Genomic DNA, 12,497 nt, shown 5'->3' on the forward strand with positions numbered 1-12,497 from the left:
TGGTGATCGTCCGCGGATTCCATGGACGAGGAGGCGCGATTGGCTATACGAATGAAACCGTGTACTCACTGCGCCAGCGTGACAACCGACGGTCACTGGCCGAGCGCCTGTTGCTCTATATGCTGCCGGGCCTGGCAGTTGCGATTGGGGCCTTGCTGGGGCTCCTCACGTCTGACCACGTCTCCCCTGTCCTGGTGGTCCTCACAGCCCTGGTCATGGTGTGCGGATTTGCGGTACCACCGGCGGTTGATGCGCTCAGCGATCGAGTTTCGAGGCGGGCGCAGCACCAGCAACTGCTGGCTCACAGGTCTGACACCGCGGCTGCGCAGCGGGCGGAGCAGTTGCGAAGTCACTTCCACCCCAGAGGGCGTGGAATTCTGCCTTCGCTCGTGCGCGAGGGCTCATACTTCATGGGTCGACTTCGAGTGCTGCGTGAGCTGGTGGACTGGATCAACGGCGCCGGTCTGGACGTTGCGTGGTCTCGTGTCGTGACCGGTGCCCCGGGATCCGGTAAGTCAGCGGTTCTCGGAAGGCTGGTGAGTCTGGCCGATGCCGGACAACCCAATGTGGTGCTTGCCGCCGCACCAGCCGGGACGCGACCGCCGGTCGGCTCCATCAGCATGGCGGTGCATGTACGTGGCCGCACGGCAGACGAAGTGGCCGCCGAGATCTCACAGGCCCTGACGATCGACGAGGGGACGTGCAGCGGTCTCCTCGCACATCTCCGCGAGGATTTCGAGCATCGACCAACTGTGGTCGTCGTCGATGGGGTGGATGAGGCTGCCGACGCCCATCGGCTCATCGTTGACCTGCTCGAGCCGCTGGCGGCGGCGTCGGAGCGGACGGGTATCCGTCTGCTCGTCGGCACGCGCCGAGGCGGCGAGGACCACCTGCTGCGGCTGTTCGGAGCTTCGGCGCTCGTACTCGATCTGGACGAGGACCAGTATCTGGATCGACGCGATGTTGCTGAGTACGTCTGCAGCACATTGCTGGCCGATCCGGACCCGCAGGTCCGCACTCCCTACCGTGCCCGCCCTGCACTCGCGGAAAAGGTCGCTGTGGCCGTAGCAGCTCGTGCCGGCTCCAGTTTTCTCGTGGCACAGCTCACGGCGCTGTCCCTGATGGGATCTGACGAACCCGTGGATACAGGGAGCTCTGGGTGGGCGGAGACGTTTCCCACCACAGTGGGTGCCGCCATGGACCGATACCTTCGTGACGTTCAGCCAGGTGGGCCATGGTTGCGCGATCTGCTGATGGCTCTGGCCTGGTCCCAGGGCGATGGCTTCAGCGACCCAGGAATCTGGGCGGCCGCGGGCAGCCTGCTGGGAACAGCCGAGTACTCCGAACGCGATGTCACCCGGCTGCTCCTGGACAGCTCTGCGGTGGACCTGCTCCACCGCAGCACCCAAGGAGACCGTGTCGCCTTCCGGCTCTTCCACGAAGCGCTGGGCGAGCATTTGCGGCAGCTGAGCACCCGTCAGCGTCCGGCAGCCGACGTCCACCGCCGTCTTGCGGACATCCTCCTCGACAAGCTGTCATCGTCTTCCCTTGACGAGCGGGACTGGGCGCACGCCGACAGGTACACGCGTACCTATCTGCCTTTCCATGCGGGCGAGGGCCAGGTGCTGGACCAGCTTCTCGATGACGCGGGCTTTTTGGCTGCCGTGGATCCGGCTCGCCTGCTGACGGCACTCCCCGCCGCTCGCACCGGGTCGGGCCGGCGAGTGGCTCGCATCATTCAACGAGTCGGCCAGCAACTGCTTGTGGCACCGGAAGACGAGCGCATCTGCTACCTCGAGATGGCGGCCCACATGGCCGGCGACGTGCGCCTGGCGGGCGAATTGGCAGCTACAGCTCCCGATCGTCCCTGGTCGGTGCTCTGGACTCGCTGGGACGCTCTCATTGAGAGCCGCATGCTCGGTCACCATGACGACTACGTCCTGGCTGTCGACACCATTGAGACAGCGAGGGGGATCATGGTGCTCTCGGCGAGTGCATGGGGCATCCAGGCGTGGCGCCTCGCCGATGGAGAACCCATGGTGACCGGCGTACGGGAGCCGGATTCACCCATCCTCGACATGGCTGCCTTCCGGCAGGGTGACGGCATCGCCATCGTGACCCTTCACAAGGATGGGCATCTACTGCGCACGTCGCCGGACGCGGCCGATCCGCAGAGGATTCTCGCGGAAGATCGTGCGCCAAACGGTGTCTGGTCGTTAGACGTCGCAGGTCAATCCGCAGTGGCTACGGTCAGCCGAGATCACGTAGTCGAGGTCTTGTCCGCCAGGGACGGTCATGTGCTGGATCTGCCGCCCGTCGTGATCGGTCGAGAAGACCGAGTCCTCATGGTGGACGTCGTAGGCGGGCGGTGCCTGGCCGTGGTGAGCGGCAACAGTGGTGACCTTGAGGCGTGGGACCTCACCACCGGTCGTCCGCTCGGTGAACCGCTGCACCCCGGAGTTCACGTGCCGGGCTGGCGGAGCGACACGCGCTTCTGGGCGGCATCGCTCGCCGAGCGCCAGGACGGGCCTGTGTTCCTTCTGGGAGCTGCGGCAGGCCAGGTGATCGGTTGGGACCCGGTCCGTGGAGAGATTGTCGGGGACCCGCATCAGGGTGACGCGGGAGTGTTCACCACCCTCATTACGGGCCACAACAACGATCTGTGGTGTTGGGGCGATTGGAACGGCAACCTGTTCATACGTGGCGCCGCCCAAGAGGAGGTACGGCAGTTGGCCGTTCATGACGGTGGGGTGCAATCGCTGGCACAGTGCGAACTGAACGGTGCCCGCCTGCTTGTCTCGGGAGGACGCGACGGTGCCGTACGCGCCTGGAACATCCGAGCGGCCCGCCCGATGGCTTCTCTCGGCTACCACCGCAGCGTCGTCACAGGCGCCGACTCCACCCGACGGAGCTGCATCGCGTCCATCAAGGCCAACGGCTCTCTCGTGATCTTCGAGGCAGACGGCGGTGACGTCCTCGCCGAACTGGGGCGATCGGCCGAGGAGGGCTTCCGCTGCGCAGCCGTGGTCCCGGGCGACCCGCGGTCCTTCGTCACCCTGGACAGGCAGAGGCACATCACGCTGCGGGGCTTCCCGGACGGCCAGCCGTCACACGACTTCCAATTGGCCTCGGACGAGGAGTGGAGGTCCATCGCTGTCATCAACAGAGAGCGGCCACTACTCCTCGTCACTGCGACAAGCGGGACACTGGGCTTCTTCGACTTAGCCACTTGTGATGCTGTTCGGCCGCCGCTGGCCTGCCACACCAGCAGCTTCATGGTGGCTCCGCTCCCAGAGCAACCGGACGAAGCACACCGGTTCGTCACATGGGACTGGGAGTGCTTCCAGGCCCGGCTGTGGACCGTGACGAGCGACGAGACGCGGCATCGCGTCCTCAGAATGGACAACGGCGACCCGTTTCCCACCACGGCTGTCTCCTTCAGCCACATAGGTGACATCCCGGTCGCCGTCGGAGTCGGCGCCTACTCTCGTCTGCACATCTGGAACACCGAAGACGGCTCCCTGATGATCGATGCCCAACTCGAGCAGGCCCATCACATGCAATTGGCCGACGTGGACATCACCCAGACCGACAGGCAGTTGCTCATCCTCTCCGGCGGACACACCTGCTCCGCTGCCCTGTGGTCCGCGGAAAGTCGACGAGAGCACCATCTGCGGGTCGGATCACCGTTGTGGAGCACCAGGTTCCTTCCCGGCAACCGAGCCGTCGTGGCCGGGCCACGCGGCATCATGGTTCTCGAACTGGGCCCTCGCCTGCTCAGCCGATTCGGGCACCCCTGAGAAGCGATCAACGGAGTAGTCCCACCCTTTTCAGCCCACGAAAGAGACGGTGACGGTCGTGTCCGTGTGCAGGGCGCGGATCTGGTGGCTCGGGGGCGGGGTTGTGAGGTCGTCGGTGCCGTTCATGGTCGCCAGCCTGAGGCCGGTCGTCCCTTGTCCGCCAGCGAATTGTCGGTGGCGGGCGTTACCGTGAAGCACGGAATCTGGATGCGTGGTGACGCGCGTGGTGGGACAAGGGGGCCTGGTGGACGCTGAGTTGACCGCGTTGGCGGCGGCGGGGGCGACGGCGCTCGTGCAGGGGATGGTGACCGACGGCTGGGGGCAGGTGCGGGACCGGGTCGCCGGGTTCTTTTCGCGGGGGCGTGCGGGGGATGAGGACGTCGTCGCCGGGGAGCTGGAGGAGGCGCGTGCCGAGTTGGCCGCCGCGCGGGACAGCTCGGATGCCGACGCCGAGGCCGACGTGCTGGCCGAGTGGCGTGGGCGGATGCGGCGTACGCTGCGGGCCGATCCGGCGGCGGCCGCTGAACTGCGTTCGCTTCTTGATGAGTTGACGCCCGGCGGCTCTGAGGGCGAGCGGCGCGGTGATGTGTACAACAACCTCAGCGGGAATGTGCACGGCGGAATAGTGATCCAGAGCGGGTCTATCGGGGAGGTGCGGAACGGGTAGCGGGCAGCGGCTTGGACCGGTGGGACAAGGGCTGGGCACGGCCCAGGCGGTATGTCTTGCGGTCCTGCCATGCCCCGTTCTCCTTCACGATCAAGTGGACCTCGCGGACCCGGGTGCGTACGGGGAGTGCCGGGGTCAGTTCGTGTTCGATGGTGTCGTAGGCCGTCTCGTAAGTGGTCGGGCCCTCGTGGTTGGCGATCGTCAGGTGGGGGGTCAGGCCGGTGGCGCCGAAGATGCCCCGGTACGGGACCGCCTCCGGCCAGCGGGTGGTGAGGGTGCGGGTGAGGGCCTGTATCGGGTGGGGCGGGGTCGGGGCGAGGTAGAGGACCCCTGGGTAGCGGTGGAACTCCTTGAAGTGGAGGGGGAATTCGGGGTGTGCGGCGAAGAGGCTGAGTAGTTCGGCGTCTGTCGACTTGTCGATGCGGGACTCGTGGAGGAACGGGTACAGGACCGTCACGTGGGCGGGGAAGTTTGCGATCACCAAGGGGTCCGCCTCTGGGACCTTGATCGTCAGGGCGGTCTCGCCCGGCCGGTCGGGCCAGCCGTCGTCGGATTCGGCGCCCTCCCGGTCGCCGTCGTCCCCGTGCCCGCCTGCGTCCCTCTCCTCAGTGATCACACCGCAGCATCACATCGAAGCGTCACATCACGGAAACGCGTACGTCCCTTTCTCTCCAAGAACGGGGCCTACCGTTTGATCAGGAGCAGCGCCCAGGCCGACGTCGTCCCACGGCACGCACACCTTCCGACGACGACAGGAGCCCGGACCAGTGAGCCGCCTGACGATCCCGCGCCCGGTCGCCCTCCCGCCCTGGCTCGGGCATGCCCTCCGTATACAGCGCGGTCCCGTTCCGTGGCACGCCGTGCTGCGCGGTGCGCTCGCCGCGGGGCCGTTGCTTCTCGGGGCCGTGGCTGTCGGGCGGCCGTCCATCGGGGTGGTGGCCGCGCTCGGGGCCATGCTTGCCGGGATCAATGACCGGCCGGGAGGCCGGCGGGCCGCCGTTCGGCGGTTGGGGGTGCCCGCCGTCGGCGGCGCGGGTGGGTTGGTCTTCGGGGCGTACGTCGGTGCGTGGGGTAGTGGGGCGTGGCTGCTGCCCGCCCTCTTCGGAGTGCTTGGGCTGCTCGCCGGTGCCTTCAGCGCGGTGGGGCCCGTCGCGTCCGCCGGTGGTACGCAGTTGCTTGTTGCGGCTGCCGTCGGGGCCGGGATGCCGTTGCCCGAGCCCGGGTGGCAGCGGGCGTTGTTCTTCCTCGCCGGGGCCGGGTGGCTCATTGTGCTGCGGCTCGTGCTGCCCTCGCCGGGGAGGGGTGACTACCGGTTCGGTGGGGAGCGGGGGGCCGTCGCCGCCGTGTACGAAGCCGTCGCCGCGCTCCTCGCCGCCGCCGGGACCCCGCACGCGCCCGCCCGCCGTGCCGCCCTCACGGCCGCTCTCGATCAGGCACAGGACGCGATCGCCGGGCCACGTCTGCGGCTGCGGCCCGGCCGAGCCGCCGAGCGGCGGATCCATGCGCAGTACCTTGCCGCGCTGCCGCTCGGCGAGGCCGCGACCGCGCTCGCCTGGGCCGGTGAGCCGTTGCCCGCGCGTACGGGGGAGGGGGTGCGGCGCCTCGCGGCCGCCGTCCGTGCCGGCCGCCCCTGTGGTCCGCTGCCCGCGCCCGCCCGCTCCGACGCCGGGCTCCGCGCCCTCGACGACGCCCTGCTGCACGCCGCCGACGCTTTCGACAGGGGGACTGCCGAGCCGCCGCCCGCAACGGGGAGCGGCCCCGTCGACGTACTGCGTACGGCAGTGGGTCCCGGAGGGCGTGAGTACGGCGTGCGTGTCGCGCTCTGCTTCGGGGTGAGCGCCGCCGTCGCGCAGGGACTGCACCACGCGCACTGGTACTGGCTGCCCGCCACCGCAGTTTTCCTGGTCAAGCCCGATCTGGGGCCCTTGGCGTCTCGTGTGCTGTGCCGTGCGCTCGGTACCGTCCTGGGTGCCCTGCTGTTCGCGGGGCTCGCCGCCCTGCTGCCGGCACCCGCCGGGCTCGTAACCGTGGTCGCCGTGTGCGGCGCCCTCATTCCCGTCGCCACCCGGCACTTCGCCGCGCAGACCGCCGTCGTGACGGTGCTCGTGCTCTCGCTCGTCATGGTGGGCGGCGAGCCGGGGGCCTCCTGGGGGCGGATCGGCGAGACGCTGCTCGCCTGCGGGATCGTCCTGCTCGTCGGGCATCTGCCGTGGCCGGTGCGGCGCGGCGGCCGCGTACAGGCCAGGCTCGACACCGCCTGCGAGTCGGCGCATGCCTATCTGCGGCATGTTCTGAGCGGTGTCGAACAAGGCGTACGCGCAGCCGCCCGTGACCGTGCCGACCGCTGGGCCCTGCGCCGCGAGGCCTATCGGACGCTGGCCGAGGCCCGCGCCGCGATCGACCTGGCGGCCGCCGAACTCCCCTCCCTGGCACGGCACTCCGCCGGCTCGGAGAAGGTGGCGGCCACCCTGGAACGCCTCGTCGACACCACGACGGCCTGCGCGGTGCACGTCGACGACACCGGGCGGCTGCCGAAGCGGCACGAAGAGCGGATCGACGCGCTCCTCGCCGAGCTCGAGTTCGAGCTTGAGACCGTGGCCTGACGTGGCCTGACGTGGCCTGAAAGGCGACCGGCCCCCGCGTCCTGAAAAGCGGCTGTCGCCCCGTCAGAAGTCCACGCGGAGCCGGTCGTCGAGGCGGGCCACCGAATCCTGCGCGTACTGCTTCTCGTAGTCCGAGCGGATCTCCTCGATCTGCGGGTCACGCTTGCGCGCCTCGCTCGTCGGATACAGCAGGATCAGCTCGTACGAACGCTCCCGCTCGATCTTGCCGTTCGAGTCGCGCCACTGGCCGCGGCCGTCCTGCACGGTCAGACCGTCGGGGAACGACGGCGTCACCTCGTCGTCGATGAAGGCCATGAACTGCTTGTCGGTCACGTCGGGGCCGCCGTCGGGGCGTTCCGTGCCGAAGAAGAGCCGGGTCTCGGTGTAGGCGTCGCCGCGGGCCACCGTCACCGTGCTTGCCGTCGTCGCTGTCCGGGCGCGCGTGTCGGATCCGTCAAGCGACGCGTACGCCGCCGGGGCGCCGACCGCGAGGACCGCGGTCGCCGCGGCGGTCACCGCGAGCCGGGTGCGGGAGATACGGGGGAGGGTGAGCGGCATGGCGGCGGGATCCCTTTCTGCGGAGTTCTAGGAGTTCTAGGGGTGCTATAGGGGTTCTAGGAGTTCTACGGGGTTCGGTGCAGTCGAGTTCTGCGGGGGCGTAGATCAATTACGGTGGCAGACAGTAGCGGAACGGTGACGCCTTCCGCCCGCGTCCGCCGACATCGCGGCTGAATATCTCTCCCCTCCCGGATGTGTCCCGTAAGCCGCCGTCTTCCCAATGGACACTCAACTCCCCTACGTTGCCGAAGACTTGACCAGAGCTTCGGCGGAGGACGGTGGGCATGACGGCACGGGTGAGCGGGGCGGGGTTCGCGTTGGCGGTCGCGGCGGCGGGAGCCCTCGCGTTCGGCACCACCGGCGGCAACGCCCACGCCGCCGACGATCCGGCGCCCGCCTCGCCGTACTCCTCCACCACCGGCGTCGGCGTCCACAACGCGTACGAGAAGGCGAAGTACCCCTACTTCGCCGACGCGCTCGACTCCGGCGCGGGGATGCTCGAACTCGACGTATGGACCAATGTGTTCGGCAGCGGCTGGCGGGTCTCGCACAGCAACCCGGTCGGCAACGACAACAACTGCGAGAACGCCGCGAGCCCGGCCGAACTGCGCACCAAGGCACGTAACCAGAGCCTGGCCGGCTGCCTCGCGGACATGAAGAGCTGGCACGACGCCCACCCGGGGCACCGGCCGATCCTGGTGAAGGTCGAGCTGAAGGACGGCTTCCAGGCGAAGAACGGGCGCGGGCCCGCCGATCTCGACGCCCTGCTCACGAGCAGGCTCGGTGACGCCGTCTACCGGCCCGGCGAGCTCGTCGGCGGCCACGCCACCCTCGACGATGCCGTACGCAGCGACGGCTGGCCCCAACGGAGCGCGCTGGCAGGCAAGTTCGTGGTCGAACTCATCCCCGGCACCGTCGAGCAGGGCAACCCTGCGGACACCCTGTGGACCGACCGCGAGTACGCCACCCATCTGCGGGACCTCGCCGCGGCGGGGCGCCTGGACGGGGCCGCGGCGTTCCCCGCCGTGCTCGGCGCCGAGGCGGGCGATCCGCGCGCGCGGTACGCGGACGCGGCGATCAGGCCCTGGTTCGTGCTGTTCGACGGGGACGCTTCCGCGTACGCCGGCGGGACCATCGACACGCGGTGGTACGCCGACCGGCGCTATCTCGTCGTCATGTCCGACGCCCACAACATCGCCCCGGCCATCGACGCCGTCAACCCGACCGAGGCGCAGGCCAGGGAGCGGGTCGCGCTGCTCGCGCGGGGCCACGCCAGCATCGTCTCGTCCGACTGGTATCCGCTGCCGGGTGTGCTCTCGACGGTGCTTCCGCGCGGCTGAGGCTCAGCCCTCGGCCAGGACCGTGTGCACCAGTGCCGTCCCCGGCGCCGTCCGTCCGCCCGGGCCCGGCGTGTGCGTCACCGTCTCCGGGGTCAGCTCCTCGCCGCAGTGGCCGCACGTCACGCGCGGGTCGGCCGGGCGGCCGCAGGTGTCGTGCACCGGGATCAGGGGCGGGCCCCCTTCGGGGCGGTGGTGGTCGCCCCAGGTCAGCAGGGTGAGGACGGCGCCGTACAGGTCCCGGCCCGACTCCGTCAGTACGTACTCGTGGCGCACCGGACGCTCCTGGTAGGCGGTGCGCTCCACCACGCCCTCCGCGGTGAGGTGTTCGAGCCGGTCCGCCAGGATGTTCGTCGCGATGCCCAGGTCGGCGCGCAGGTCCTCGTAGCGGTTCAGGCCGAGGAACAGATCGCGCAGGATCAGCACCGTCCACTGGTCGGCCATGACGGCCGCGGCGCGGGCCACCGAGCAGTGCATGCGTGCGAAGCGTTCACCCTTCATGCGGCCACGGTACTCGCTTGTGGTTTGCAAGGGACCCGCCTAGGGTGGCCATCGATGGTCACTTGCGAATTGCAAGTCACTGAGCGATCCAGCGGAGGTCCCGATGTACCACGCCATCGTCCGCAGCAAAGTCCGAGCCCTGTGGCGCGTCACCGGCGACGGCAGCGGCAACTACCACCCGGCCGTTGCCATGGCCGCCCCCGACCTGCGGTTCCGCTTCATCGGCGACAACATCCTCGGCGCCGAACTGCGCGGCCCCGAAGCCTTCGCCGACTGGTTCGAGCAGGCGGGACGGCGCTTCCCCGGCATGCGCCTCACCCTCACCGACGTCGTCGTGAAGGGGTGGCCCTGGAACACCACCGTCGTCGTCCGGCTGCGCGTCGACGCGACCCTCGCGGACGGCAGTTCGTACGAGAACGAAGGCATCCAGTGGGTCAGGATCCGCTGGGGGCGGATGGTCGAGGACACGGTGCTCGAGGACACGGCGCGGCTCGAAGAGGCCTGGCGGCGCCAGGAGTTGGCCACTTCCGGCGCCGCATAGCCTCCGCATCCGGCGGATGGCCTCAGCGCTCGATCCGTATCCAGACCGGCGCGTGGTCCGAGCCCGGCGCGTCCCTGCGCGCCGCCGGATTCTCGTCGTCGCCGATCGAGGGGAGCGCGGTCGCGGCGGACCCCGGCACGCCGGTCCCCGCCGTCGTGACCAGGTCGAGCAGGCTCTTGCTCACCAGGACGTGGTCGATGAGCTCGCGGCGCCCGGCATGGATGCGGGAGTAGCGCTGTTCGGCCGGGATGAGCGGGGCCACGTTCCACAGCCGTCGCGCGTCGCCCTTGTCCGGCTTGTCGAAGCCCGGTGTGCCGATCTCCGATCCCGGCGGGCCGAGCAGGATCTGCGTCGTCGCCGCGCTCACCTCGTCGTTGAGGTCGCCGAGCACCACGACCTGGTGCTCGCGGCCGTCGCCGTGCAGCATCCGGTCGGCCAGGGCACGCACCACGGTCGCCTCCGCAGCGCGCCGGTACAGCGCGTACGCGCCGAAGCGGGCCCGCTCGCCCTCGTCCTCGGGCTGGAAACGGCCGCCGGGATACGACAGGAGCTTGGACTTCAGATGGCAGACGACCGCGTCGAAGAAGAAGGCGCGCGTCGACACCGTCACCGCAAGGACACCCCGCCCCGCCCGCGCCACCGGCCTGCCCGAGTCGTCGACCTGCACCGGACGCATCGGCCCGGGGAAGCAGTCCTCGTCCGCGACCACGGACACCGGCAGGTTGCTGAGGAAGCCGACCCGGATGCCCCGGTCGTCCGCGTGCTCGGAGAGCGTCACTTCCCAGCGCTCGCCAAGCATCCCCGCCAGATCCCGCAGGGCTTCGGGGTCGCCGACCTCCTGTACGCCGAGGACGCTGGGCCGCAGGGCCCTGATCGTCGCCGCGAGCGAGGCCAGCTTCGCCTCGTACGCGGCCTTGTCCTTGGGCCCGAACCTGCCGCCGGGCCGGTAGAGGTTCTCCAGGTTCCAGGTGCCTAGGAGCATGACGGGCTCCAACTTTTCGCGTGGGATCGTCCGTTGACGTCAGCGTGCTCGCGAAACCGGCGACGCGACAGGGCACGGGATGCGCACTCCCCGTACCTTGAAGAGATGACGCCGCCTCCCGCGCACGGCCCCGCCGACCTGGTCATCACGGGCTGCACGGCCCTCGTCCACGACGACGCCACCGGTCACACCGCCGGTCACACCACTGGTGACGCCGCCGGTGAAGTCAGCTTCCGCCACGACGCCGCCATCGTCGTACGCGACGGCCTCATCGACAGTGTCACCACGACCGGCGCCGTGGCGGACCTCGCCGCCGCCGAGCGGATCGACGCCCGCGGCCAGGCCGCCCTGCCCGGCCTGATCAACTGCCATACGCACACCCCGATGGTGGCCCTGCGCGGCCTCGCCGAGGATCTGCCGGCGCACGAGTGGTTCAACGACTGGATCTGGCCCATCGAGTCCAACCTGACCGAGCGTGTCGTCGCGCTCGGCGCGCGGCTCGCGTGTGCCGAGATGATCCGGGGCGGGGTGACCTGCTTCGCCGACCACTACTTCGCGATGGACGCCGTCGCCGACGCGGTGGCGGACAGCGGCCTGCGCGCCAACCTGGGCGCGGCGTTCTTCTCCTCGCAGGGGCCCGACGGCCGCGCCGCCTCCCTGGAGTTCGCGCTGCGCCGGCGCGGCGCCGCCGACGGGCGGATCACCACCTCGCTCGCCCCGCACGCGCCGTACACCGTCGACGACGCCGACCTCGCCGCGACCGCCGAACTCGCCCGTGAACACGGCCTGATGGTCCATCTGCACGCCGCGGAGAACGCCGAGCAGACCGACAACAGTCTGGCCCGGCACGGCCGCACCCCCATCGAGGTCCTTCACCGCGCAGGACTCCTCGACGTGGACGTCCTCATCGCGCACGGCACCGGCATCCGGGACCGCGACCTGCCCGTGCTGCGGCAGGCCACGGGGCGCGTCGCCGTGGCGTCCGCGCCGCGCGGCTACCTCAAGTTCGGCTGGGACACCACGCCCGTACGGGCCCTGCGCGGGATCGGCATCCCCGTGGGCCTGGCCACGGACGGGGCCGCGTCGAACAACTCCCTCGACGTGTGGGAGTCCATGGCGCTCACCGCGCTCGTCCAGAAGTCCACGGAGCGCGACCCGTCCTGGCTGACGGCACGTCAGGCACTGGACCACGCCACGCTGCAGAGCGCGCAAGCCATCGGCCTCGGCGAGCAGATCGGCAGCCTCGCGCCGGGGCGCCGCGCCGACATCGTCCTCGTCGACCTCGCCGGACCGCACACCCAGCCGGTGCACGACCTCGCGGCCACGCTCGTGCACAGCGCGCGTTCCGCGGACGTCCGCACGACGATCGTCGACGGGCGGGTCCTGATGCGCGACGGGCGGCTGCTGACCCTCGATGTGCCGGAGATCGTCGGGGAGTTGAACGCCGAACTGCCCGCCCTGATCGACCGGAGCCACGGCAAACGGATCCAGGACTACGAGGGCTGACG

Annotated in this window: 10 protein-coding genes; 6 read left to right on the top strand and 4 right to left on the bottom strand. The window is 69.9% G+C overall.

Going from position 1 to position 12,497, the window contains the following annotated elements; genetic code table 11:
* Positions 1-2 precede the first annotated feature (2 nt).
* Positions 3-3,800, top strand: a complete 3,798-nt coding sequence (locus AB0G47_RS03205) for an AAA family ATPase (protein ID WP_360763948.1) — start codon at positions 3-5, stop codon at positions 3,798-3,800.
* A gap of 244 nt (positions 3,801-4,044) precedes the next feature.
* Positions 4,045-4,467, top strand: coding sequence for a hypothetical protein (locus AB0G47_RS03210; protein WP_360763489.1), 423 nt, complete (start codon positions 4,045-4,047; stop codon positions 4,465-4,467).
* On the opposite strand, the gene AB0G47_RS03215 is transcribed toward AB0G47_RS03210, so the two are convergent.
* On the bottom strand, positions 4,442-5,083 hold the full coding sequence (locus tag AB0G47_RS03215) for a 2'-5' RNA ligase family protein (protein WP_360763491.1): 642 nt from the start codon (positions 5,081-5,083) through the stop codon (positions 4,442-4,444). The two genes, AB0G47_RS03210 and AB0G47_RS03215, sit on opposite strands and share 26 nt — an antisense overlap.
* Positions 5,084-5,234: 151 nt before the next feature.
* Here AB0G47_RS03215 and AB0G47_RS03220 point away from each other — a divergent pair, with 151 nt between their 5' ends.
* Complete coding sequence (locus AB0G47_RS03220) at positions 5,235-7,070, top strand: FUSC family protein (protein ID WP_360763492.1); 1,836 nt, start codon at positions 5,235-5,237, stop codon at positions 7,068-7,070.
* Between the two features lie 63 nt (positions 7,071-7,133).
* On the opposite strand, the gene AB0G47_RS03225 is transcribed toward AB0G47_RS03220, so the two are convergent.
* Positions 7,134-7,628: a DUF3574 domain-containing protein gene (locus AB0G47_RS03225; RefSeq protein ID WP_360763494.1), complete on the bottom strand. Its 495-nt coding sequence runs from the start codon at positions 7,626-7,628 to the stop codon at positions 7,134-7,136.
* A gap of 284 nt (positions 7,629-7,912) precedes the next feature.
* Between AB0G47_RS03225 and AB0G47_RS03230 the strand changes: the two genes are divergently transcribed.
* On the top strand, positions 7,913-8,968 hold the full coding sequence (locus tag AB0G47_RS03230) for a phosphatidylinositol-specific phospholipase C domain-containing protein (protein WP_360763495.1): 1,056 nt from the start codon (positions 7,913-7,915) through the stop codon (positions 8,966-8,968).
* Between the two features lie 3 nt (positions 8,969-8,971).
* Here AB0G47_RS03230 and AB0G47_RS03235 read toward each other — a convergent pair whose 3' ends face one another.
* Positions 8,972-9,466: a helix-turn-helix domain-containing protein gene (locus tag AB0G47_RS03235; protein ID WP_360763497.1), complete on the bottom strand. Its 495-nt coding sequence runs from the start codon at positions 9,464-9,466 to the stop codon at positions 8,972-8,974.
* 103 nt (positions 9,467-9,569) lie between these two features.
* Here AB0G47_RS03235 and AB0G47_RS03240 point away from each other — a divergent pair, with 103 nt between their 5' ends.
* The gene (locus tag AB0G47_RS03240) at positions 9,570-10,007 is read left to right on the top strand and encodes a nuclear transport factor 2 family protein (protein ID WP_266868182.1); all 438 of its coding nucleotides are present in this window, start codon (positions 9,570-9,572) and stop codon (positions 10,005-10,007) included.
* Positions 10,008-10,029: 22 nt separating this feature from the next.
* On the opposite strand, the gene AB0G47_RS03245 is transcribed toward AB0G47_RS03240, so the two are convergent.
* On the bottom strand, positions 10,030-10,989 hold the full coding sequence (locus AB0G47_RS03245) for an endonuclease/exonuclease/phosphatase family protein (RefSeq protein WP_360763500.1): 960 nt from the start codon (positions 10,987-10,989) through the stop codon (positions 10,030-10,032).
* Positions 10,990-11,094: 105 nt separating this feature from the next.
* Here AB0G47_RS03245 and AB0G47_RS03250 point away from each other — a divergent pair, with 105 nt between their 5' ends.
* Positions 11,095-12,495, top strand: coding sequence for an amidohydrolase (locus tag AB0G47_RS03250; RefSeq protein ID WP_360763502.1), 1,401 nt, complete (start codon positions 11,095-11,097; stop codon positions 12,493-12,495).
* Positions 12,496-12,497 lie beyond the last annotated feature (2 nt).

Origin of the sequence: Streptomyces sp. NPDC021622 (assembly GCF_040640795.1) — a bacterium.
Lineage (GTDB): Bacteria > Actinomycetota > Actinomycetes > Streptomycetales > Streptomycetaceae > Streptomyces.

Excerpts from the sequence above, each read along its gene's own strand:
- AB0G47_RS03245 (WP_360763500.1), bottom strand. The coding sequence starts at position 10,989 with ATGCTCCTAGGCACCTGGAACCTGGAGAACCTCTACCGGCCCGGCGGC.
- AB0G47_RS03225 (WP_360763494.1), bottom strand. The coding sequence starts at position 7,628 with ATGCCGCTCACCCTCCCCCGTATCTCCCGCACCCGGCTCGCGGTGACC.
- AB0G47_RS03240 (WP_266868182.1), top strand. The coding sequence starts at position 9,570 with ATGTACCACGCCATCGTCCGCAGCAAAGTCCGAGCCCTGTGGCGCGTC.
- AB0G47_RS03230 (WP_360763495.1), top strand. The coding sequence starts at position 7,913 with ATGACGGCACGGGTGAGCGGGGCGGGGTTCGCGTTGGCGGTCGCGGCG.
- AB0G47_RS03235 (WP_360763497.1), bottom strand. The coding sequence starts at position 9,466 with ATGAAGGGTGAACGCTTCGCACGCATGCACTGCTCGGTGGCCCGCGCC.
- AB0G47_RS03250 (WP_360763502.1), top strand. The coding sequence starts at position 11,095 with ATGACGCCGCCTCCCGCGCACGGCCCCGCCGACCTGGTCATCACGGGC.